Consider the following 21952-nt stretch of genomic DNA (forward strand, 5'->3'; position numbering starts at 1 on the left):
TTTGTTGTGTTTTTTTTTTTGTTGTTTGTGGTTTTTTTTTTTTTTTTGTTTTTGTTTTTTTTTTTTTTTTTTTTATTTTTTTTTTTTTTTTTTTTTTCTGCCTCGCCCTACCACCACCCCCACCCCCCACCCGCCACCCCCCCCCCCCCGCCCCCCCGGCGGGCCCCCCCCCCCCCACCACCGGAGGAGTCGCCGGCTACTGCTTCGACGCGAGCTCGCAGGCCGCCGAGGCGTGCCTCGCCGTCACGTCGGCCCGAACGAGGATGTTCTCGCAGTTCATGACCTTCCCCTGGGCGCCGTCGCGGCAGCCCCGGATCATCTCCTGGGTGATCGAGTACCCCTGGTCCTGCAGGTATTCCACGCAATCCATGTGCGTGGCCTGGGCCGAGCCCGCGCTCAGCAGGGAAACGGCGGCCGCGGTGATGCCGACGGCGGTCAGGATGCAACGCGATAAATGTTCTTCACGGGTCCATGCTCCTTTGTCGCGGACTTCCGAATGGGTTTCCGATCCATCGGCGCTGGTGCGCCGGGTCCGCTGGAAGAAGTATCGGCGCCGTCCGAACGGCGCTCCACCCTGGTCCTACCGCCGGGTGGGCAAACCACACTCGGGATTATTCCGGAAGATCGAGGGTGACCGTGAGACAAGTGGTGGTGCACCGGAAGGGTATGGCGACGCCTACTGTCGAGGAACAGGTGCGGAGCCCTGTTCGGGAACGGTGGAATCGATCGAATGATGCCGATACCCGCACTTGTTCGGATCGGTGGGGAAACCTGTTCCACCGCGATTCCCCCACCCGGGCAACCGGATGGGTGCGGATCGACGCGGCTCGTGTTCTCGCGCTCGGACGCCGCAACGCCGGCCGACCGTCCGGGCACTGCCCGGCCTGACGGTGGGATCACCGCGCCCCGGCTGCTCACGTCGGGTGATAACCCTTCCGGAGCCGCTCGGCCGCACCGAGCCCGTCGCGCCTTCGACCGGTGTGCGCGTTAGGGTTCCCCGCCTCGGGGTACGCGAGGAATACCGGCAGGACGGGGGGATCGGCTGTGGCCGAAGTGGTGTTGTTCCACCACGCGCACGGGGTGACGCCCGGCGTGACGAGCTTCGCCGAACGACTGGCCGGGGCCGGGCACACCGTCCACGTGCCGGACCTGTTCGAGGGGCGGGTCTTCGTCGACCTGACCGACGGCATGGACTACGTGCAGGCGGTCGGGTTCGGCACGATCGCCGAACGCGGCCGGGTCGCCGCCGAGGGCCTGCCCGCCGACGTCGTCTACCTGGGGCTCTCGCTCGGCGTGCTGCCGGCGCAGCTGCTGGCCCAGACCAAGCCGGGCGCCGCCGGGGCGCTGCTGGTCAGCGCCTGCGTGCCGGTGTCGGAGTTCGGCGACGCGTGGCCCGCGAGCGTGCCGGTGCAGGTCCACGCGATGGCCGCCGACCCGGTGTTCGTGGACGACGGCGACCTCGACGCGGCGCGTGCCCTGGTGGCGGGTGCGGCGGACGGGGAGCTGTTCCTGTACCCCGGCGACAAGCACCTGTTCGCCGACGAGAGCCTGTCGTCGTACGACGAGGTGGCCGCCGTGCTGATGATGGAGCGCGTGCTGGCGTTCCTGAACTGATCGGCCGGCGCGTCGGCGTCGGAGAGGCCACGCCAAGGCCGATCCGTTGAGCCGCAACGACCTCGGCCGCCGGCAGCTAGCGGACAGCGGTCCGGCGCGGCGTCGGGTCGTCGGGATGCTGGGGTGGTGAACCGCAGCGAACCGGCCGTGATCGCGGTGTTCCGGCTGCGCGAGTTCCGCTTCCTCTGGGCCGCGGAGTTGTTCTCGGTCCTCGGCGACCAGTTGGCCCGGGTCGCGCTGGCCGTCCTCGTGTACGGGCGCACGCAGTCGGCGTTGTGGGCCGCGGTCGCGTACGCGTTGACGTTCCTGCCCGCGTTGTTCGGCGGGGTCCTGTTGTCCTGGCTCGCCGACCGGCGCCCGCGGCGGGCGGTGATGGTCGGCGCGGACCTCGCGCGCGCCGGCCTGGTGGCGGCGATGGCACTGCCGGGCTTGCCGTTGTGGGCGTTGTGCGCCCTGCTCGTGGTCGTGGTGCTGCTGGGATCGCCGTTCACCGCCGCCCAGGGCGCGTTGCTGCCCGACGTGCTGCCCGGCGACCTGTACGAGCGCGGCTTGGCCGTGCGGCAGATGACGAGCCAGGCCGCGCAACTGGTCGGGTTCGCCGGCGGTGGGGTGCTGGTCGCCGCGATCAGCCCGGGGCTCGCGCTGGTCGGCGACGCGGTGACGTTCCTGGTCTCGGCCGCCTTGATCCGGATCGGTGTGCTGAACCGGCCCCGAGCCGCCGCGGCACGGGACGCCGGGGGCTCGGTGCGCGCGGTGGTCACGTCGATCGCCACCGACCCGCGGCGGCGCGTGCTCGTGCTCCTGGCGTGGCTGGTCGGCTGGTACGTGGTGCCGGAGGCGCTGGCCGCCCCGTACGCCGATCGGCTCGGCGCCGGACCGGCGGCGGTGGGCGTGCTCATGGCGGCCGATCCGCTCGGCAGCGTGCTGGGCGCCTGGCTGTTCGTCCGGCACGTGCCCCCGCACCACCGCGCCCGGCTCGTCGGCGTGCTCGCGGTCGGCGCGGGGATTCCCCTGGTGCTGTGCGCGTTCCACCCCGGTCTCGTGCTCACCTTCGCGTTGTGGAGCCTGTCCGGCGCGGCGTCCACGGCGTACCTGTTGCAGGCCCAGAGCGGTTTCGTCCGGGCGACGCCCGACGCCGAACGCGGCCGCGCCATCGGGGTGGCGGCATCCGGGATCATCGCCGCGCAGGGCCTCGCGGTGTTCGTCGGCGGCTGGGCGGCCGACCTCTGGGACCCGGCGACCGCGACGGCCGCGGCCGGTGCGGTGGGTGCGCTGTGCTCGCTCGCGTGCGCCGTGGCGTGGCACCGGGCGAACCAGCCACCCGCGGCCGGCGTGCCCGCGGGTGGCTGATCCGGACCTCACCAGCTCTTGTTGCGCGCGTACCGGTCGTGGTTCCGCATCGTGACCTCCTGTTCCGGTGGGCCGGGTCGCCCACGGACCCAGGCTGCTCCGCCGTGGCGCGTCGGAGCCGTGGCCGGCCTGTTGTTGTCACGCCGGGTTCCGACGTGGCGATCGACGGCGGGAGGACGGGTCGCCGCATCGGACCGGGCGGCGCAGTCTCGGTGACGACCGCGCCCGCCTTACGTCGGCCGCGCGAGGGTGAGCCGTGATCCCGTGCCGCTCAGCCCTGTTCCGGGCGCCACGGGCTCTTGCCCGTCGTCGGCCGCGTGGGGTCGTGGAACTTCGGCAGGTCCGGCTCGTCCGGCCGCAACGGCACCAGGCCCGCGGTGATCGCGCGCATGATCCGCTCGTGCGCCCGCCGCGCGTCGCCCGGCTTGCCGTCCTCCAGCCCGGACAGGTCCACCGGCTTGCCGAAGTGCACCTTGAACGTCGGCCGCTTCCGCAGGCCGCGCACGTAGGACGTGAGGTAGGGCTTGGCATCCGCCCACCCGCCGACGTGCGTGTTGCCCCAGTAGACGGCTTCGTGCGCGCCCCACTGGCTCACCGGCACGACCGGGATCCCGCCGCTGAGCGCCAACCTCGCCGCACCCGTCTTGCCCCGCTCCGGCCACAGCCCCGGGTCGAGGCTGATCCGGCCCTCCGGGTACATCGCGATCGGGTCGCCGCCGCGCCGCAGCACCTCGACGGTGCGGTGGTAGGCGTCGCCGACGTCCGCGGCCGAGCGGTCGACGCGCACGTGGCCGGACGCCTTCAGCAGGGGACCGAGGACCGGCGCGTCGAGCAACCCGCCCGCGAGCAGGAACCGCGGCGCGACACCGATCCGGCGGCACGCCGCGATGAGCACGAAGGGGTCGAGGTTGCCGATGTGGTTGGACGCGAGCAGCAGGGGACGGCCCCTGAGGTCCGCCGGGATGTCGCCGGTGACTTCGAGTCGTCCGCTGAGACCGACGACCCCTTGGTCGACGGCGGTCAGCACGCGCCACAGCAGTGGTGTGGACACGACGGGCAGGCTACGGCGTGTCGAGGTGTCGGCGCACCGGGTTCCGGGCAACCATGGGCGTCGAGCCGCGCACGTCGCGTCCGCCGTGAACGTTGGGGCAGCTGAGGCCAGAGGGACTACCGTATACACCATGGCCGGCCGAACTGGAACCTCGCGCAAGGGCACGACCCGCAGCACCGGCTCCGGGTCGAAAGCCCGTGCGAGCGCGTCCAGGTCCGGCGGTTCCCGGCCGGCCTCGAAGCGGTCACCCGCCAAGCGCGCGCCCGCGAAGAAGTCCTCCGGCTCCGTCGGCCGGGTCTGGGGCCTGCTCGGCCGCGGCGTCGGCTCGGTGGTCCGCGCGGTCGGCCGCGGCAAGGAACTCGACCCCGCGCACCGCCGCGACGGCTTGGCGCTGGTCCTCATCGCGGTGGCGGTGATCACCGCCGCGGGCGTGTGGTGGCAGGCGGGCGGACCGGTCGGCCGGTGGGTCGACGTGGCCGTGCGCAGCTCCGTCGGCGGCCCGGCCGTCATCTTCCCCGTGGTGCTGCTGGTGATCGGCGTGACGCTCATGCGCACCGACCCGAACCCCGAGGCGCGGCCACGCCTGGTGATCGGCTCGATCCTGGTCGCGGTCGGGTTCCTCGGCATGTTCCACCTCGCCGGCGGCCTGCCGATGGACCCGGCCGCCCGCCGTGACGCCGGTGGCGCGCTGGGCTACCTCTCCGGCGGTTTCCTCGCGCAGGGCCTCACGTCGTGGGTCGCCGGGCCGCTGCTCGTGCTGATCTTCGCCTACGGCGTGCTGCTGCTCGCGCACCTGCCGATCCGCGACGTGCCCGCCAAGCTAGGCGGCCTCCTGCACCGCAAGCCCGACCAGCTCGACGGTTTCGGCGCCGAGGAGGCGGAGGCCGAGCCCGAGCCGGAGGAGAAGCCGGCCAAGCTGCGCCGCCCGTCCCGCAACCGCCGCCAGTCCGTCGCCGCCGCCGTCCCCGACGAGCAGCCCGAGCTGCCGCTGGACGAAGAGCCGCCACCGCCGCCCGCGCCCAAGCCGGCGCCCAAGCCGAAGTCGACCCCGGAGACCCCGAAAACGGCCGCGATCGCCGTGCGCGCGGTCGAGGGCGACTACCGGCTGCCGCCGCCGACCATCCTCAAGGACGGCGACGCGCCGAAGGCCCGCAGCAAGGCCAACGACGTGATGATCGAGGCCATCTCCGGCGTGCTCGACCAGTTCTCCATCGACGCGCAGGTCACCGGCTTCACCCGCGGCCCGACGGTCACCCGGTACGAGGTGGAGCTGGGTCCGGGCGTGAAGGTCGAGAAGATCACCGCGCTGACCAAGAACATCGCCTACGCGGTCGCCACGGACAACGTGCGGCTGCTGGCGCCGATCCCCGGCAAGTCCGCGGTCGGCATCGAGGTGCCCAACAGCGACCGCGAGATGGTGCGGCTGGGCGACGTGCTGCGCTCGCCGTCCACGGTCAAGGACAACCACCCGATGGTCATCGGGCTGGGCAAGGACATCGAGGGCCACTTCGTCACCGCGAACCTGACCAAGATGCCGCACCTGCTGGTCGCGGGCTCGACGGGGTCGGGCAAGTCGAGCTTCGTGAACTCGATGCTGGTGTCCCTGCTGGCGCGCGCCACCCCGGACGAGGTCCGGATGATCCTGATCGACCCGAAGATGGTCGAGCTGACGCCGTACGAGGGCATCCCGCACCTGATCACGCCCATCATCACCCAGCCGAAGAAGGCCGCCGCCGCGCTGGCCTGGCTGGTCGAGGAGATGGAGCAGCGCTACCAGGACATGCAGGTCAACCGGGTGCGGCACATCGACGACTTCAACCGGAAGGTCAAGTCGGGCGAGATCACCGCGCCGCCGGGCAGCGAACGCGTCTACCGGCCGTACCCGTACATCATGGCGATCGTGGACGAGCTGGCCGACCTGATGATGACCGCGCCGCGCGACGTCGAGGACGCGATCGTCCGGATCACGCAGAAGGCGCGTGCGGCGGGCATCCACCTGGTGCTGGCGACGCAGCGGCCGTCGGTGGACGTGGTGACCGGCCTGATCAAGACGAACGTGCCGTCACGGCTGGCGTTCGCCACGTCGTCGTTGACCGACTCGCGGGTCATCCTGGACCAGCCGGGCGCGGAGAAGCTGATCGGCATGGGCGACGGCTTGTACCTGCCGATGGGCGCCTCGAAGCCGGTGCGGGTCCAGGGCGCGTACGTCGGGGACGACGAGATCTCCGAGATCGTCAACTTCGCCAAGGACCAGGCGCAGCCGGAGTACACCGACGGCGTCACGGCGGCGAAGGCGAGCGAGAAGAAGGAGATCGACGACGACATCGGTGACGACCTGGAGGTGCTGATCCAGGCGGCCGAGCTGATCGTCACCTCGCAGTTCGGCTCGACGTCGATGCTCCAGCGCAAGCTGCGGGTCGGCTTCGCGAAGGCCGGTCGGCTCATGGACCTGCTGGAGACGCGCGGTGTCGTCGGGCCGTCGGAGGGTTCGAAGGCCCGTGAGGTCCTGATCAAGCCGGACGAGCTGGACTCGGTCGTCCACCTGATCCGCGGCGGTTCCGGCCCGGACGACGACGGGGACGACTGAACCCTCGGTCATTCCGCGCATTGCGTCGGATCAGCACGTCGCGGCCCGTCGTCGAATTCGGTCGAACGAGTCGGTCGAACCAGTCGAATGCGCCGGAATCGTCCTGGCGTTCGAACCCCGGCGTTGACCCGTGGACCATTGGGGTGCAATAGTTCGTCCACTCCGCCGCCTCGCCAGGTATTCCGCGCGCCCGTCGAATCGAAGCGATTCGACTGACGCGACGAGTGGGCAACGGTGCCCGGGAAGAAGCGTCATGAACAGGATGCGCTCGGCCGCGGTCGCGGTCGCTTTGGTGGGGTCCCTGCTCGGTGCGACCGGTGTCGCGCACGCCGCGGCCTGGTCGTCCAGCGACCAGTGGGCCACGTGGTCGAACGGCGGGTACACCGTCCGCAACAACATCTGGGGCTCCGGCGCCGGGTTCCAGGCGATCTGGGCGAACTCGTACAGCAACTGGGGCGTGTGGGCGAACCACCCGAACACCGGCGGCGTGAAGTCCTACCCCCACTCGGCGAAGGCCGTGAACCGGAAGCTCAGCGGGCTGAGCAGGCTTTCGAGCTCCTTCAACGTGTCCCGGCCGGGTTCGGGCGCGTACGCGACGGCTTATGACATCTGGGCCGACAACCACGCCTACGAGATCATGATCTGGGTCAACAAGCAGGGCGCGGTCGGGCCGATCGGGTCGAAGCAGGCGACCGCTTCCGTCGGCGGCCACACGTGGGACGTGTACCGGGGTTCCAACGGCTCCAACGCCGTGTTCTCGTTCGTGCGGACGGGCAACACCAACGCCGGCACGGTCGACGTGCTCGCCGTGCTGAAGTGGATCGGGGCGCGCGGCTGGTACGGCGACGTGACCGTCGGCGACGTGCAGTTCGGCTTCGAGATCACCTCGTCGTCCGGCGGCATGGACTTCGTCTCGAACAGCTTCTCCATCACCACCTGAGTTCCGGCACACCGTCAACCGCCCGGATTTGTCGCCGGCGAGGGCTGGTCGCGGAGTTGCGGGGGTTGCGCGCCATGGCACGCAACCCCCTACGGCCACTCCGACTCCGCGCGATCACTGCCGGCGCACCACAAATGGCTGCACGCCGGAAGACCCCGCGGAGCGATGGGGAAGTCAGCTCGCGCCGAACTCGCGCACGGCCTTGTAGTACAGGTCCGCCGTGCGGTTGCAGGACCAGTTGCCCGCGCACTGGTGGTACAGGTCGGTCTTGAAGTTGTTGTCGATCCGCAGCCGGGTCGTCTCGTTGAACCGCCCCTGCCGCTTGTAGTTGCGGTAACCGAAGTCGTGCCGGTGGCAGGCCGGCAGGAACTTGAACCCGAACGGGTTGTCCGGCGACCACGAACAACCGTCCGACGACCAGTCGAGTTGGTCGCTGTAAGGCCGCTGCGTGCGCAGGGAGCTGAACTGCGACAAGGACTTGCTGAAGAGGTAGTCGTCGGTCACGGCGGGCGCGTTGATGGCCGCCTGGCCGACACCGGTGCCGACGCCGACCAGCAGGGCGAGCGAGGCGAGCACGACGGTGAAAGCATTGCGCAGGGATTTCGCGAGCACTGTTCTTCCCCTCGGTTTTCGGGTTTGAGGGGTTCTTACCGGTCGAGATCAACGCACAACAGCCCCGATCGGCTCATACCGCGTCAACGACGGGTGAACGTTCGCCCGCACCTGATCACCGGGTCAACCGGCCACTGGGCCGTCCGGAGGCAGACCTGTTGGGCCACAACGCCCCTCCGCTCAAGCCGAACCGCCCATCGCACTGCCCGTGCCCGGCCGATGCGGGCTGGTCTGCCCGGACGCAAGCCGCCGCGGGCACTTCACGCGGCCGGTTCGGACGGACGTCGTACGGGCGCGATCACGCCGCACGCCGCCGGTAGTACTCCGACACCCAAGGCCCGGCCAGTCCCGCCGCCATGACGTACCCGAACGCCACGAGCCACACCACCGGACCCGCCGCGGCGGCGACCGGCGGCACCAGCAGGCACTCGGCGACGAACACCAGCACCCAGAACACCAACCGCTTCACCCCCGACCGCAACGGGTGCCTGCCGATCGACCGGTCGTACCGGTACCCCGCGCGCAGCCCGACCAACCCGCCGATCAGTGCGATCACGCCGCCCCCCGGGTGCGGAAGCGGGACGGCGACGCCGGGGCAAGCGCTTGCGGCCGCCCGACCGCGTCACCGTCCGGTCGCGGGAAACCTCCGCCGAGCCCGGCGGGCGCCGCGCCGACGACGCGCGAGCCGGCGTCCGGCACCGGCAGGCCCGGCGAGCTCGGGTGCGGGCGGACCGGCGCGGTGGGCCGGTCCGGGTCGAGCGGGCGAGCCGAACCCCTCCGCACCGGCTCGACCGGCTCGACCCGCACCCGTGCCCCGTCGCCGGGCACGTCTGGGAGTTCGCCCCGCACCAGGGCGGGACCGGGCGCCGTCACCTGCCCGGCTCGTCGTGGTCGTCGCCACGGTCGAGGAACCGCTGGATCGTCGGCTCGTCGGGGAACTCGTCGTCCTCGTCGGTCTCGATGAGACGTTCCGCGATGGGCACCGGTTCCTCGACCCAGGCGGGCTGGAAGTCGTCGCTCGGCAGCAGTTGGTGGCGGCGGGCGAACTGCTCGGCGGCCTCGCGGATGGACTCGCGCAGCGTGCCGATGACCACCGTCTCGGCGGTGTAGGTCAGCTCCACGAGCAGCGCGCGCATCCGGTCGAGCTGGTCGTCCTGGTCCGCGTTCTCCGCCAGCTGCGGCCACAGCCTGCGCTCGAAGACCTCCACGAAGTCGGCCGCGATGCCGTCGGTGGCCGTGCGCAGGTTCGCGAACTTGTCCAGCACGTCCTCGCTGGGGACGGTCAGCGCGGCGAGCCGGTTGCCCGCCTCCAGCGCCCAGCGGCGGACGTGCGGCCACCCGTGGCGCCAGCGGACCAGCCCGAGCTGCACGGCGCGGCGCAGGACGCGCGGCCGGACGTCGCCGAGCGGGACCAGGCGGCTGATGTCGCGGACCTTGATCCGGACCCAGTCGTCCGGGCCCTCCGCCTCGCCGACGCCCAGCACCGCCGCGACGCTCGCGCCCTTCTCGCGCGCCTTCACCAGTTCGGCGATGGCGGGCAGGGAGAAGCCGCGGGACTGGAGGCGTTGGACGAGGGTGAGCCGTTCCAGGTGGGAGGCGTCGTAGTAGGCGACGCGGCCCTGCCTGCGCGGCGCGTGCAGCACGCCCTTGGTCTGGTACATGCGGATCGTGCTGCCCGGCAGGCCGACCCGCACCGCCAGCTCGTCGACCGTCAACTGCTCCACGTCCTCGATCTTGGCGGGCGCCGTTCGTGGAGTCAAGACTCTTCGAGTGAACGCTCGAAGAGTTACAGGTGCAGCAGCATGCGCGAGTTGCCCAGGGTGTTGGGCTTCACGTACGAGAGGTCGAGGAACTCCGCCACGCCCTCGTCGGCCGACCGCATGATCTCCTCGTACACCTCGGGGGAGACGGGCGTGCCGTCGATCTCCACGAACCCGTGCCTGCCGAAGAACCCGGTCTCGAACGTCAGCACGAACAACCGCTCCAGCTGCAGCTCGCGAGCGGTCTCGATCAACCGGTGCACGATCCGGTGGCCGATGCCCCGGCCCAACGCGTGCGGCGACACCGCCACCGTGCGGATCTCGGCCAGGTCCTCCCACAGCACGTGCAACGCGCCACACCCGAGGACGACACCGTCCTCCTCGGCGACCCAGAACTCCTGGATGTCCTCGAACAGCGTGACGAGCGGTTTGGACAGCAGCACCTTGCCGGCGTACGCGTCGATGAGGGCCTTCATCGCCCGAACGTCGCCGGTGCGGGCGCGACGCACGTTGATCGAGTCGTTCACGCGCTCAACGTAACCTTCGGTCGCGACCGCGTCTTATCCGGCGGGTGGCCACCACGGAATCCGGGCGAACCCCCAGAGCCGCAGCGCAACGACCTTCGGTCTTCCGTCGTCGCAGGCCGGGTGACGGCGCTCGGCGGGCTGCCGCGGCCGAACGCGTCGTCCCCGGCCGCGCGGCCCAATCCGACATTTCGGAACCGCTGTCGGTATATGAGTGGTCCACCGGGAACGCGAATTCCCAGTCGGCCGGGAGCCCGGCCCGTTCGGCGCCGACGTGGGCGACTTCTCGTGGGCGAATTGCGCTGTTCGACCGGACTCGCGGTGTCCGGTCCGACGGTCGCGCGGTGGCGGCGGGGAACGCCGCGAGCGGTGCTGCGCACCTGACCTCGACAGCACACCCCACGGGCGGACGGGGAGGGGGCGAGCGCCGGTTACGCTGAGCACCGTGTCTTCCCCCACCACGTCCAAGCGCGTCGCCATGCTGACCCTCGGGTGCGCCCGCAACGAAGTCGACTCCGAGGAGCTGGCCGGTCGCCTCACCGCCGGCGGCTGGGAGCTGGTCGACGACGAAGCCGACGTGGTCGTGGTCAACACGTGCGGCTTCGTGGAGTCCGCCAAGAAGGACTCGGTGGACACCCTCCTCGCCGCCGCCGACAGCGGCGCGAAGGTGGTCGCGGTCGGGTGCATGGCCGAGCGCTACGGCGCCGAGCTGGCCGACAGCCTGCCCGAGGCGAACGCCGTGCTCGGGTTCGACCACTACACCGACCTCGCCGACCGGTTGGACGACGTCCTGGCCGGTCAGAGCATCGAGTCCCACAAGCCGGTCGACCGGCGCACGCTGCTGCCGCTCACGCCCGTGCAGCGGCCGAAGGCCGCCGAAGAGGTGCAGGTGCCCGGCCACGGCTGGGGCCCGCGCGTGCTGCGCACCCGCCTCGCCGACACGCCCGTGGCGCCGCTGAAGATCGCCTCCGGCTGCGACCGCCGCTGCTCGTTCTGCGCGATCCCGTCCTTCCGCGGCGCGTTCGTCTCCCGCCACCCGGACGAGGTGGTGGCCGAGGCGATGTGGCTGGCCGAGCAGGGCGTGCGCGAGGTGTTCCTGGTCTCGGAGAACTCCACCTCCTACGCCAAGGACCTGCCGCGCGAGCTGGGCGGCTTGGAGCTGCTCCTGCAGCGGCTGGCGAAGGTGCCCGGCATCGACCGCGTCCGCGTGTCCTACCTGCAGCCCGCCGAGACCAAGCCCACGCTGGTCAAGGCCATCGCCACGACCGACGGCGTGGCCGACTACTTCGACATGTCCTTCCAGCACTCCAGCGAGCCCGTCCTGCGCCGGATGCGCCGGTTCGGCTCCACCGAGTCGTTCCTCGGCCTGGTCGAGCAGATCCGCTCCCTCGCGCCGCGCGCGGGCATCCGCAGCAACGTCATCGTCGGCTTCCCCGGTGAGACCGAGGACGACGTGGCCGAACTGGAGCGCTTCCTCACCGCCGCCCGGCTGGACGCGGTCGGCGTGTTCGGCTACTCCGACGAGGACGGCACCGAGGCCGAGAACCTGCCGGACAAGCTGGACGCCGACACGATCGCCGAGCGGGTCGCCCGCATCTCGAACCTGGTCGAGGAACTCACGTCCCAGCGCGCCGAGGACCGCGTCGGCGAGGAGGTCGTCGTCCTGGTCGAGACCGAGGAGGACGACGAGAACGACTGCGTCGGCCGTGCCGCCCACCAGGCGCCCGAGGTCGACGGCGAGTGCGTCGTCACCAACGCCGACGGCCTGCGGGTCGGGGACCTGGTGCGCTGCCGCGTCGACTCCTCCGAGGGCGTCGACCTGGTCGTGACAGCGATCGAGGTGCTCCCGAGGTGACCGAACCCGCGCGCGTGCCGGTGCTGAACATCGCCAACGTGCTGACGATGTCCCGGCTGGTGCTCGTGCCGGTGTTCCTCTACTTCCTGTTCGCCGAGGACGGTCACCAGTCGTGGTGGCGGCTGGCCGCGTTCGGGGTGTTCGCCGTGGCGTCGGTCACCGACCACGTGGACGGCAACCTGGCCCGCAAGCACGGCCTGATCACCGACTTCGGCAAGATCGCCGACCCGATCGCGGACAAGGCGCTGACCGGCGCCGCGCTGGTGGGCCTGAGCCTGCTCGGCGAGCTGCCGTGGTGGGTGACGGTGGTCATCGCGGTCCGCGAGCTCGGCGTGACGCTGCTGCGCTTCTGGGTCATCCGGCACGGCGTGATCCCGGCCAGCCGCGGCGGCAAGGCCAAGACGCTCGTGCAGATCGTCGCCATCGGCCTGTACGTGCTGCCGCTGCCGTCCTGGTTGGACGCCGTCTCGGTGGTCACGATGGGCGCGGCCGTGGTGCTGACCGTCGTCACGGGCGTCGACTACGTCATCCGCGCGTTCCGGCTGCGGGCCAGGGGCAAGCGGGCGGTGGCCGGGGCGTGAGCGCCGCCGACGTCGTCCGGACCCTGTCGGAACGCGGTGAGACGGTCGCCACCGCCGAATCGCTGACCGCGGGCCTGGTGACCGCCGAGCTGACCTCCGTGCCCGGTTCCAGCGCCGTGGTGCGCGGCGGGCTGGTGGTCTACGCGACGGACCTCAAGCACGCGCTCGCGGGCGTGGACGCGGCGCTGCTGGCCGAGCACGGCGCCGTGCACCCCGAGGTGGCCCGGCAGCTGGCCGAGGGCGCACGGGAGCGCTGCGGCGCGACGTGGGGCCTCGGGCTGACCGGCGTGGCCGGTCCCGACCCGCAGGACGGCGTCGGGCCGGGCACCGTCCACATCGGTTTGTCCGGTCCGTCCGGAACGCTCGTCCGAACGCTCACTCTCGGTGGTGGGCGTGACGAAGTCCGCAAGAGTTCGACAACAGCGGCGCTGAACCTCCTGCTCGACCACCTCAAGATCCCCGGCGAGTGACGTGAGCAGCGCGTTCCCCGTCACACCGGGACACCCACGCGGGAACTTACCGACGAGTTCACTCGTTCGCCCTTGGCGGACGTGTCGGGAAGTCACTGCCCGTCGACGGGACGGGTCGGTAACGTGGTGGCACGGCCGGCCGGAAGGAGGCGCGCGATGACCGTGCTGCTACGCGAGGCGATCGGTGATCGGCTCCGCCATGCCCGCACCACCCAACGCCGCACGCTGCGCGAGGTCTCCAGGACCGCCCGCGTCAGCTTGGGGTACCTCTCCGAGGTGGAGCGTGGCCGCAAGGAGGCGTCCAGCGAGCTGTTGGCCGCGATCTGCGAAGCGTTGGACCTGCCCCTGTGGGAGCTGCTGCACCTGGTCGCCTCGGACATCGGCGCCGTCCAGCGCCCCGTGCCGACGCCCGCCGAGCTCACCGAACGGGCGCCCGCGTCCGCGTCGGCGGGTCTGGAGGGCGGCACGATGGTGCCCGCGGTGATCGGCAACGACCTGTCCGACCTGCGCTTGCAGCCCGTGCTGACGCATCGGCTGTCCACTTCCATCAGCAAGCCGCGCAACGCGGTGGTGGCGGCGTAACACCTGGTGACACGTGCCTGAGCCGAGCCGGTCCGACCGGCTCGGCTTTCGGCGCTTGCAACGAGTTGGCAACCCCGCACGGGGTCGCCGCGTCGCCCGGGAGGCGGACGGGCAGGATGACCATGCCGACGAAAGTCGGGGGGTGACTCAGGGTGATCCCGGATATCTCCCCAGGTCGGTGGAAGCAGCGCGGGACACCTGACACGATGGAACCAACACCGGCACCGGGTCGTTGCCAATCACGAGCGCGAGCCAGGGAAGTGCGGAGAAGGCAGGCGTAGCAGATGGCCAACCCTTTCGTGAAGGCATGGAAGTACTTCATGGCGGCTTTTTCGTCCAAGATCGACGAGCACGCCGACCCGAAGGTGCAGATCCAGCAGGCCATCGAGGAGGCGCAGCGGCAGCACCAGGCGCTGTCCCAGCAGGCCGCCGCGGTGATCGGCAACCAGCGCCAGCTCGAGATGAAGCTCAACCGCCAGCTCGGCGAAGTGGAGAAGCTCCAGGCATCCGCACGCCAGGCGCTCGTGCTCGCCGACGAGGCCAGGGCGAAGGGTGACGACGCGCGCGCGACGCAGTTCGAGACCGCGGCGCAGGGCTTCGCCACCCAGCTGGTGACCGCGGAGCAGAGCATCGAGGACCTGAAGACGCTGCACGACCAGGCGTTGCAGGCGGCGACGCAGGCCAAGCAGGCGGTCGAGCGCAACGCGATGGTCCTGCAGACCAAGCTCGCCGAGCGCACCAAGCTGCTCAGCCAGCTGGAGCAGGCGAAGATGCAGGAGCAGGTCTCGCACTCGCTGCGCCAGATGACCGAGCTGGCGGCGCCGGGCAACACGCCGTCGCTGGAAGAGGTCCGCGACAAGATCGAGAAGCGGTACACCACCGCGCTCGGCTCGGCGGAGCTGGCGCAGAACTCGGTGCAGGGCCGGATGCTGGAGGTCCAGCAGTCGACCACCGAGATGGCGGGCCACTCGCGGCTGGAGCAGATCCGCGCGTCGATGGCGGGCGGCAAGGTCGCCGGCGAGGTGACGAGCGGTCAGCCCGCCAGTGCGAGCGCGAGCATCCAGCAGGAGATCCAGCAACGGGTCCAGCAGACGCAGGCGCAGCCCACCCAGCAGGTCCAGCAGAACCCGCCGGCGAGCCAGAGCTGAGAGGGTGGTGTCCGCGATGGAACCCCGGCGGAAGGTGGCCGGCGAGATCGCTCAGGTCATCGGCGGCCAGCTCCAAGGGCACCTCGCGGACCAGGTGAAACGGCGGTACGCCGCCTGGAACGACCCGCGCGCGAAGCTCGATCGGCGGTACCGCCGATCGAGCCGCGTGCTCACCTTCTGGCTGATCGTGCTGGCCCTGCTCGCGGTGGTCGGCACGCTCACGCTGGTCGGGGCGCTCGGCGCGGCGCCCGGCGTGGTGGCGGCCCTCGGGTTCGCCGGCACGTCCGTGCTGGCCGTGCGCACCAACCTGAAGATGAGGGGCATCGACGCCGAGCGGCGGCAGCTGGAGGCCGCGCCGGCGCCCGAGCCGCTGCCCGCCCGCTCCTCGGCGGCCCGTCAGCCGATGGAACGGCTGGAGGACGCCCAGGACACGTTGCGGGAGCTGCTGCGCCAGCTCGACTCCGCGGCGCTGACGTCCATCCCCACCGACTCGGTCGAGCAGGCCCGCGCCACCGGCGCCGAGGCCGCCTCCGCGATCCGGGCCGTCTCCCGCCAGTTGCAGGCCGTGGAACGGGCGCGCGACACCGCCCCGCCGCTGGACCGCGCACCGCTGGTCGAAGGGGTGCGAAGACTGCGGGCCCAGCTCGACGAGGGCGTGGACGGCTACTGCGGCCTGGTCGCCGCCGCCGGTCGCGTGCTCGCCGAGAGCACCGCCTCCAACCCCCGGCAGGTCCTGGGCGACGCGACGGACCACCTCGCGGGCCTCGCCTCCGCGTTGCGCGAGCTGTCGCGCTGACCTCGTCGCGGATCTCTCCGCACCGGCCGCACGGCCATCTGCACGAACCGCGATTGCGTCACGTTGCGTAGCGGAGTTGCGCTAACCTCGAGTCCGCAGTGGCGTACGCTGCTGCGATCGTGTGATTATCAGACCGTTATATGGCCGCGGCCACTACTTGGCGTGGCAGGATCCCTGGGTCGGACAGCGTGGTCCGTCCTGGTCGCCGGGGAGGTCATTGAGTGGCGTTGTGGACCGTGCGCGGCGATGGCCGCCCCATCGACGGTGACGCCGTCGCGCCGCAGGAGCGGCTGACCTGGCCGCGCACCATCGGTTTCGGCGCCCAGCACCTGGTCGCGATGGCAGGCGCCACGATCCTCGTACCCGCCACCACCGGTCTCCCGGTCAGCACCACCCTGCTGTTCTCCGGTCTCGGCACGCTGCTGTTCCTGGTGATCACCCGCAACCGCGTGCCCAGCTACCTCGGCGCGTCGTTCGCGTTCATCGCGCCGCTGTCCGCCGCCCGGGACGAGGGCATCGCCGCGCAGCTCGGCGGCGTGCTCGCGGCCGGCCTCCTGGTGATCATCATCGGGGTGGCGGTGAAGGCGCTCGGCGTGCGGCTGCTGGAGGCCGTGATGCCGCCGGTGGTGACCGGCGCGGTGGTCGTGCTGATCGGCCTCAACCTGTCGCACCGGGCCACCGACTCGTTCGCCCAGCAGCCGCTGCCGGCCGTGGTCACGATGGGGATCATTTTGCTGTGCGGCGTGCTCGGCCGCGGCTCGTCGTTCCGCTTCTCCGTGCTCATCGGCGTGGTCGTCGGCTGGGCGCTGGGCTTCTGGCTCGACCTGGTCGACACGGCCGCCGTGGGTCGGGCCGCCTGGTTCGGGCTGCCCGAGTTCCACGCGCCGGAGCTGCGGCCGTCGGTCACGCTGCTCGTGCTGCCGGTGGTGATCGTGCTGGTCGCGGAGAACGTCGGCCACGTCAAGGCGATCGGCGCGCTGACCGGCCGCAACCTCGACGGCAACGTCGGCGACTCGATCATCGCCAACGGGGTGTCCACCGCGCTGGCCGGTGTCGGCGGCGGGTCGGGCACCACCACGTACTCCGAGAACATCGGCGTGATGGGCGTGACCAAGGTCTTCTCGACCGCCGCGTACGCGGTGACCGGGGTGGCCGCGGTGCTGATGTCGTTCTCGCCGAAGATCACCGCCGTGCTCGCGACCATCCCGGCGGGCGTGGTCGGCGGCGCGACGCTGGTGCTGCTCGGCCTGATCAGCCTGGTCGGCGTGCGGGTGTGGATGGAGAACCGGGTCGACCTGACCAACCCGGGCAACGCGCTGGTCGGCGGTGCCGCGCTGGTCGCCGGCGTGGGCGACCTGACGCTGGAGCTGGGTGACATGGAACTCGGCGGCCTGGTCTGGGGCTCGCTGCTGGTGGTGATCCTGCACCCGGTCCTGCGCTGGCTGCGGACCGCCCGCAAGGCCTGAGCGTCACCCGAGCGCGGCCTCCTCGTAGGCGAAGTGCGCTTCCAGCTCCTCCTCCAACCGGTCCAGCTCGGGGAGCAGCCGGTCCGGGTCGTCGGCCAGGGCGGCGATCTCGGTGATCACCCCGGCCACCACCCGGTGCTCCTCGCGCAGCCGGGCCAGCACCGGCGCCAGCGCTGGGTCGTGGTCCTCGAACGCGGTGAACGCGCCGTCCTCCCTGATGTGGTGCATCCGCATGTTGTCGCAGAACGCCAGGCAGTGATCACGCAGGTCACGGCGGCCGGTCGGGTCCGCCCGCAACCGCCGCAGTTGGGCGCGCAGGTCGTCGTGGTGGCGGCGCAGCTGCGCCACGATCGCCTCGACCCGCTCCGGGTCCAGCCGCAGCACGGTGAGCGCGACGACCGGGATCACCCTCGTGGTCGCCTCGGCGTAGGCGCGGAACGCCGGGTCGCGCCGCGCCTGCACGGCGTAGAAGCGGTCGCGGTCGGCGCCTTCCAGCGGCACGGCCCGGGCGGCGTGCTCGCGGAGCACGCCGCCCTCCCGGACCTCGATGGTGACCTGCGGGTCGGCCAGCAGGTTGTGGTACCAGTCCGGGTGCTTCGGCCGGCCCGCGTTGGAGCCGAACACGAGCAGCCGGTCGCCGTCGCGCAGGTAGACCGCCGGGTTCGTGCGCGGCTTGCCCGTGCGCGCGCCCGCGGTGGTCATGAGCAGCAGGTCCGCGCCCTCGAAGGGGCCTCCCACCAGGCCGCCGTCGGCCCGGAACTCCTCGATGATCAGCTCGTTCACGTGCGTGCCCCCACTAGTCTGAACGGTCACGGCAGCTTGGCTTTGAAGGCAAAGCCTCTTTGAGGTCAAAGGTAAGGAGGCCGGTGTCCGGTGTCAACCACCGATGACGCCATCCGGGCGTTGTTGCTGCTCATGCCGCGCATCGTGGGCCGGGCGAAGCGGATCAAGGTGCCCGCGGAGCTGGAGTCCCTGGCGCTCGCCCCGCGGCACCTGACGCTGCTGTCCTACCTGCTGTTCGACGGCCCGGCGACGGTGAACGACCTGGCCAAGCGGCTGGAGGTGGCGCCGACCACGGTCAGCCTGATGGTGGCCGAGCTGAGCCGCAAAGGCGTGCTGGAACGCCGTGAGGACGACGAGGACCGCCGCAAGCGGATCGTCAGCATCACCGACGCCATGCGGCCCGCGATCGACGCGTGGCTGGCCAGGGGCGCGCGGGCGTGGCGGACGGCGCTGGAGCCGTTGACGCCCGATCAGCGCCGGGTGTTCGTGGAGACCTTCAAGGCCTACGAGGACGCGCTGGACGAGTGAGGTCGCCTCACCGCAGCGCGCGGTTGATGCGGTGCACCAACCCGGGGCCCTCGTAGATGAACGCCGTGTAGAGCTGGATCAGGCTCGCGCCCGCGTCCAGCATCCGCTTCGCGTCGTCGGGGCTCGCGATGCCGCCGACGCCGATGATCGGCAGCTTGCCGTCGGTCTCCCGGCTCACGAACCGCACCACCTCGCGGGCGCGTTCGGTCAACGGCCTGCCGCTCAGCCCGCCCGCCTCGCCCGCCAGCCGCCGGTCGGCCGGCGCCAGGCCGTCGCGCGACAACGTGGTGTTGGTCGCGATCAGGCCGCTGACCTCGTGCGCGGCGCACACCTCCAGCAGCTCGGCGATCGCCTCGTCGGTCAGGTCGGGCGCGATCTTGACCAGGATCGGCTTGCGCGGCTTCGCACCGGCCAGCTCGCGGGCGGTGGCGTTGAGGGCCGACAGCAGCTCGGTCAACGCGCCGCGGTCCTGGAGGCTGCGCAGGCCCGGCGTGTTGGGCGAGCTGATGTTGATCGCGAAGTAGTCGCCGTGCCGGTACAGCGCGCGCAGGGACGTCCGGTAGTCCTCCACGGCCTCCTCGACCGGCGTGACCTTGGACTTGCCCAGGCTGATGCCCAGCGGCACGGACAGCGGGCCGAGGCGGTCGAGCCGGTTGGCCAGCTCCAGCGCGCCGTCGTTGTTGAAGCCCATCCGGTTGATGATCGCCTCGCTGTCGCGCAGCCGGAACAGGCGCGGCTTCGGGTTGCCGGGCTGCGCGTGCCGGGTGACCGTGCCGACCTCGACGAACCCGAACCCGAGCGCGGCCCACGCGGGCAGCGCCCGGCCGTTCTTGTCCAGTCCGGCGGCGAGGCCGACCGGGTTCGGGAACCGCACGCCGAAGACCGTGCGCGGCGAGGCGGGCTTGCGCTTCACGAGCTTCGCCGCCGGGCTCAGCTTCGCCATCACGCCGAGAGTGGTCTCGTGGACCCGCTCCGCGTCCCCGCCGTGCATCCGGAACAACGCCTTGCGCACCACGCTCTTGTAGACCACGGCGGTAACCCTAAGCGATCGGCCCTGGCTGGCAGCGCGGGCACCAGTACGCGGGACGCTCCAGCACGCCCGCGCCCTGCCCGCCGACGCGCACCCTGGTCCCGCAGCGCAGGCACGGCTTGCCGCCCCGCTCGAACACCCAGTGCTGCCGCCCGCGTCCCAGCTGACCGGTGGTGCTCTGCTCCGGCCGCCACGCGTTGGCCAGCAGCAGCTTGCGCGCCAGCCGCACCGCCTCCGCCGGGTCCACCGCCGACACCGGGCTCCACGGCGACACCCCGAGCAGGAAGCACACCTCGGCTTTGTAGAGGTTCCCCACGCCCGCCATCACCCGCTGGTCGAGCAGGGCGAGCCCCAGTTCGCGGTCCGGGTCCGCGGCCAGCCTGGCGACCGCCTCGGCCGCGCGCCCGTCGTCCCACTCACCCAGCAGGTCCGGGCCCAGGTGGCCCACCAGCCGCGACTCCTGGTCGGTCGGCAGCAGTTCCAGGTCGTGCAGCGCGAACCCCACCGCGACCCGGTCGGGCACCTCCAGCAGCGCCCGCACCTGGTGGCCGGGACGCCGCCAGCGCTCGCCCGGCCGGTAGAGGTGCCACGCGCCGTCCATCCGGAAGTGGCTGTGCAGGCTCAGGTCGCCGGAGAACCGGGTGAACAGGTGCTTGCCGACCGAACGCACCTGGAGCACGTCCCGCCCGCTGAGGTCGGCGGTGGCCCACTTCGGGTGGCGGAGCTCGCCGCGCAGGAGCCGGCGGCCGGCCAGCGCCTCGTTCAGGCGCTGCCCGGCCAGGAAGACCGTGTCACCCTCGGGCACCGCTGTCGAACGCCATCTTGAGGCCGAACCCGACCAGCACGGACGCGGTCAGCCGCTCGGTCCACCGCCGAACCGCGGGCTTCGCCAGCACGACCACCGCACGCCCGGCGAGCCACACCACGACGAGCTGCCACACCTGGCCGATCGCCACGTGCACGCCGACCAGCAGCGCGCCCCACCCGGCCGACGCCTGGTCTGACGGCAGGAACTGGGGGAGCAGGCTCAGGTAGAACACGCCGATCTTGGGGTTGAGCAGGTTCGTGGTGAACCCGGTCCGCAACGCCTGCGCCGGCGTGATCGCGAGGACGTCGGCCGGCCGGTCGAACGCGCCGCCGCGCCACGACTTCCACAGCGCCGACCCGCCGAGCCACAGCAGGTACGCCGCACCCGCGTAGCGCACCACGTCGTAGGCGAGTTGAGACGCCACCAGCAGCGCGGTCAGCCCGGCGATGCTCGCCGCGCCCCACACCAGGCAGCCGAGCGTGGTGCCGAACCCGCCGACGACCCCGGCCTTGCGCCCGCCGCCGAGCACCATGCGCAGCAGCATCATGGTGTCCAGGCCCGGCGTGATCGTGAGCAGGACGGCGGCGACCGTGAACGCGAGGACGGCGGTCGTGCTCACGCCTCCACCGCTTCCTCGATCTCCTCGTCGTTGAAGTCGTGGTGCACGGCCCTGCGTCTGCTCCGGCTGATCCGCAGTATCCGGGCCAGCAGCAGGTTGAACGCCAAGGCCACCTCGCGCGCGCCCGGCGTGCCCCACTCGTGGATCGGCATGCACGCGCCCTGCGCCTGCTGCACCGCGAGCCGGTCCGGCAACGCCACCGGCATCACCAGCGGCCCGAAGATGTCCCGCAGCTCGTCGATGCGGAACTGGTGCTCGTGCGACCTCGGCCGCACCCGGTTCACCACCACGCCCAACGGCTGCAGGTCCTCGTTGTGCTCGCGTTCGGCCTGCACCGCCTCGAACGCCCGCTGCACGCCCGCCACCGCGAACATCGTCGGCTCCGTCACCAGCAGCGCGCGGTCCGCCGCGACCAGGGCCGACCGGGTCAGCTGACCGAGCGACGGCGGGCAGTCCAGCAGCACCAGCTGGTAGGGGTCCTCGTCGTCCTGCAGCAGGCGCAGCGCCTCGCGCAGCCTGCCGAGCCGCGTCTCGCCCGGGTCGGGGTGGTTCAGCGACTCCGCGTCCTCCGAACCGGCGAGCACGTCCACGCCGTCGCCCCACGCGCTGGGCGCGATCGCCTTGTCCACCGTGTCGCGGCTCGGGTCCTGCAGGACGTCGTAGATGCTGGCCTCGGTGTCATCCGGTTCCAGCGTGGAGGTGGCGTTGCACTGCGGATCCAGGTCGATGACCAGCGTCCGGACGCCACGCCGAAGCGCCGCCGACGCGAGACCGAGCGCGACCGTCGTCTTCCCAACGCCACCCTTGAGGCTGAGCACCGCCACCGTATGCACGTAGTGCAGCCTACG

The 21952-nt window shown here is 71.4% G+C and carries 24 protein-coding genes; 12 read left to right on the top strand and 12 right to left on the bottom strand.

What is annotated here, in order from left to right; genetic code table 11:
* Positions 1–196 precede the first annotated feature (196 nt).
* Positions 197–361 carry a hypothetical protein gene (locus tag ABTZ99_RS01425; protein ID WP_498786593.1) on the bottom strand — a complete coding sequence of 55 codons (165 nt, stop codon included), beginning with the start codon at positions 359–361 and terminating at the stop codon, positions 197–199.
* A gap of 683 nt (positions 362–1044) precedes the next feature.
* On the opposite strand from ABTZ99_RS01425, the gene ABTZ99_RS01430 reads away from it, so the two are divergent.
* Entirely contained in the window at positions 1045–1614 is a 570-nt protein-coding gene (locus tag ABTZ99_RS01430; RefSeq protein WP_498786595.1) for a dienelactone hydrolase family protein, read from the top strand.
* A gap of 126 nt (positions 1615–1740) precedes the next feature.
* A complete protein-coding gene (locus ABTZ99_RS01435) occupies positions 1741–2964 on the top strand; it encodes an MFS transporter (protein ID WP_499607279.1) in 1224 nt (407 codons plus the stop codon).
* A gap of 271 nt (positions 2965–3235) precedes the next feature.
* Here the strand turns inward: ABTZ99_RS01435 and ABTZ99_RS01440 are convergent, their stop codons facing one another.
* Positions 3236–4015: a lysophospholipid acyltransferase family protein gene (locus tag ABTZ99_RS01440; RefSeq protein ID WP_498786599.1), complete on the bottom strand. Its 780-nt coding sequence runs from the start codon at positions 4013–4015 to the stop codon at positions 3236–3238.
* A 130-nt stretch (positions 4016–4145) separates the two neighbouring features.
* On the opposite strand from ABTZ99_RS01440, the gene ABTZ99_RS01445 reads away from it, so the two are divergent.
* Positions 4146–6602 carry an FtsK/SpoIIIE family DNA translocase gene (locus ABTZ99_RS01445; RefSeq protein WP_499607282.1) on the top strand — a complete coding sequence of 819 codons (2457 nt, stop codon included), beginning with the start codon at positions 4146–4148 and terminating at the stop codon, positions 6600–6602.
* A gap of 253 nt (positions 6603–6855) precedes the next feature.
* Positions 6856–7542: a glycoside hydrolase family 12 protein gene (locus ABTZ99_RS01450; protein ID WP_498786603.1), complete on the top strand. Its 687-nt coding sequence runs from the start codon at positions 6856–6858 to the stop codon at positions 7540–7542.
* Between the two features lie 174 nt (positions 7543–7716).
* Here the strand turns inward: ABTZ99_RS01450 and ABTZ99_RS01455 are convergent, their stop codons facing one another.
* The 5 genes from ABTZ99_RS01455 to ABTZ99_RS01475 form a co-directional block, all read right to left on the bottom strand.
* Complete coding sequence (locus tag ABTZ99_RS01455) at positions 7717–8154, bottom strand: phospholipase (RefSeq protein ID WP_499607285.1); 438 nt, start codon at positions 8152–8154, stop codon at positions 7717–7719.
* 298 nt (positions 8155–8452) lie between these two features.
* Positions 8453–8710, bottom strand: coding sequence for a hypothetical protein (locus ABTZ99_RS01460; protein WP_499607288.1), 258 nt, complete (start codon positions 8708–8710; stop codon positions 8453–8455).
* Complete coding sequence (locus tag ABTZ99_RS01465) at positions 8707–9027, bottom strand: hypothetical protein (RefSeq protein WP_498786607.1); 321 nt, start codon at positions 9025–9027, stop codon at positions 8707–8709. Before ABTZ99_RS01465 ends, ABTZ99_RS01460 begins: the two co-directional genes overlap by 4 nt.
* Entirely contained in the window at positions 9024–9914 is an 891-nt protein-coding gene (locus tag ABTZ99_RS01470) for a MerR family transcriptional regulator (protein ID WP_498786609.1), read from the bottom strand. Before ABTZ99_RS01470 ends, ABTZ99_RS01465 begins: the two co-directional genes overlap by 4 nt.
* A gap of 26 nt (positions 9915–9940) precedes the next feature.
* Positions 9941–10441, bottom strand: a complete 501-nt coding sequence (locus ABTZ99_RS01475) for an amino-acid N-acetyltransferase (protein ID WP_498786611.1) — start codon at positions 10439–10441, stop codon at positions 9941–9943.
* 475 nt (positions 10442–10916) lie between these two features.
* Here ABTZ99_RS01475 and rimO point away from each other — a divergent pair, with 475 nt between their 5' ends.
* From rimO to ABTZ99_RS01510, 7 genes are all read left to right on the top strand, one after another.
* Positions 10917–12293, top strand: a complete 1377-nt coding sequence (rimO, locus tag ABTZ99_RS01480; protein WP_498786628.1) for a 30S ribosomal protein S12 methylthiotransferase RimO — start codon at positions 10917–10919, stop codon at positions 12291–12293.
* Positions 12290–12874: a CDP-diacylglycerol--glycerol-3-phosphate 3-phosphatidyltransferase gene (gene pgsA, locus ABTZ99_RS01485; RefSeq protein WP_498786613.1), complete on the top strand. Its 585-nt coding sequence runs from the start codon at positions 12290–12292 to the stop codon at positions 12872–12874. Before rimO ends, pgsA begins: the two co-directional genes overlap by 4 nt.
* Positions 12871–13344 carry a CinA family protein gene (locus tag ABTZ99_RS01490; RefSeq protein WP_498786615.1) on the top strand — a complete coding sequence of 158 codons (474 nt, stop codon included), beginning with the start codon at positions 12871–12873 and terminating at the stop codon, positions 13342–13344. The genes pgsA and ABTZ99_RS01490 overlap by 4 nt, the downstream gene beginning before the upstream one ends.
* A 156-nt stretch (positions 13345–13500) precedes the next feature.
* Complete coding sequence (locus ABTZ99_RS01495; RefSeq protein ID WP_123746079.1) at positions 13501–13926, top strand: helix-turn-helix domain-containing protein; 426 nt, start codon at positions 13501–13503, stop codon at positions 13924–13926.
* A gap of 284 nt (positions 13927–14210) precedes the next feature.
* On the top strand, positions 14211–15074 hold the full coding sequence (locus ABTZ99_RS01500) for a PspA/IM30 family protein (protein ID WP_498786618.1): 864 nt from the start codon (positions 14211–14213) through the stop codon (positions 15072–15074).
* A gap of 16 nt (positions 15075–15090) precedes the next feature.
* Positions 15091–15870, top strand: coding sequence for a phage shock envelope stress response protein PspM (gene pspM / locus ABTZ99_RS01505; protein WP_498786620.1), 780 nt, complete (start codon positions 15091–15093; stop codon positions 15868–15870).
* A 221-nt stretch (positions 15871–16091) separates the two neighbouring features.
* On the top strand, positions 16092–17336 hold the full coding sequence (locus ABTZ99_RS01510) for a uracil-xanthine permease family protein (protein ID WP_498786622.1): 1245 nt from the start codon (positions 16092–16094) through the stop codon (positions 17334–17336).
* 3 nt (positions 17337–17339) lie between these two features.
* Here ABTZ99_RS01510 and ABTZ99_RS01515 read toward each other — a convergent pair whose 3' ends face one another.
* On the bottom strand, positions 17340–18119 hold the full coding sequence (locus tag ABTZ99_RS01515) for a nitroreductase/quinone reductase family protein (protein ID WP_499607295.1): 780 nt from the start codon (positions 18117–18119) through the stop codon (positions 17340–17342).
* A gap of 132 nt (positions 18120–18251) precedes the next feature.
* Here ABTZ99_RS01515 and ABTZ99_RS01520 point away from each other — a divergent pair, with 132 nt between their 5' ends.
* Complete coding sequence (locus ABTZ99_RS01520) at positions 18252–18647, top strand: MarR family winged helix-turn-helix transcriptional regulator (RefSeq protein ID WP_498781784.1); 396 nt, start codon at positions 18252–18254, stop codon at positions 18645–18647.
* A gap of 7 nt (positions 18648–18654) precedes the next feature.
* On the opposite strand, the gene ABTZ99_RS01525 is transcribed toward ABTZ99_RS01520, so the two are convergent.
* The 4 genes from ABTZ99_RS01525 to ABTZ99_RS01540 are packed head-to-tail and all read right to left on the bottom strand — an operon-like array spanning position 18655 to position 21937.
* Positions 18655–19677, bottom strand: a complete 1023-nt coding sequence (locus tag ABTZ99_RS01525; RefSeq protein WP_498781779.1) for a quinone-dependent dihydroorotate dehydrogenase — start codon at positions 19675–19677, stop codon at positions 18655–18657.
* A 10-nt stretch (positions 19678–19687) separates the two neighbouring features.
* Positions 19688–20482 carry a DNA-formamidopyrimidine glycosylase family protein gene (locus tag ABTZ99_RS01530; protein WP_498781778.1) on the bottom strand — a complete coding sequence of 265 codons (795 nt, stop codon included), beginning with the start codon at positions 20480–20482 and terminating at the stop codon, positions 19688–19690.
* The gene (locus tag ABTZ99_RS01535; protein ID WP_498781777.1) at positions 20469–21104 is read right to left on the bottom strand and encodes a LysE family translocator; all 636 of its coding nucleotides are present in this window, start codon (positions 21102–21104) and stop codon (positions 20469–20471) included. The genes ABTZ99_RS01530 and ABTZ99_RS01535 overlap by 14 nt, the downstream gene beginning before the upstream one ends.
* The gene (locus ABTZ99_RS01540; protein WP_498781776.1) at positions 21101–21937 is read right to left on the bottom strand and encodes a ParA family protein; all 837 of its coding nucleotides are present in this window, start codon (positions 21935–21937) and stop codon (positions 21101–21103) included. The genes ABTZ99_RS01535 and ABTZ99_RS01540 overlap by 4 nt, the downstream gene beginning before the upstream one ends.
* Between the last annotated feature and the right edge of the window lie 15 nt (positions 21938–21952).

This window comes from Actinosynnema sp. NPDC002837, assembly GCF_040295345.1.
Taxonomy (GTDB): Bacteria; Actinomycetota; Actinomycetes; order Mycobacteriales; family Pseudonocardiaceae; genus Actinosynnema.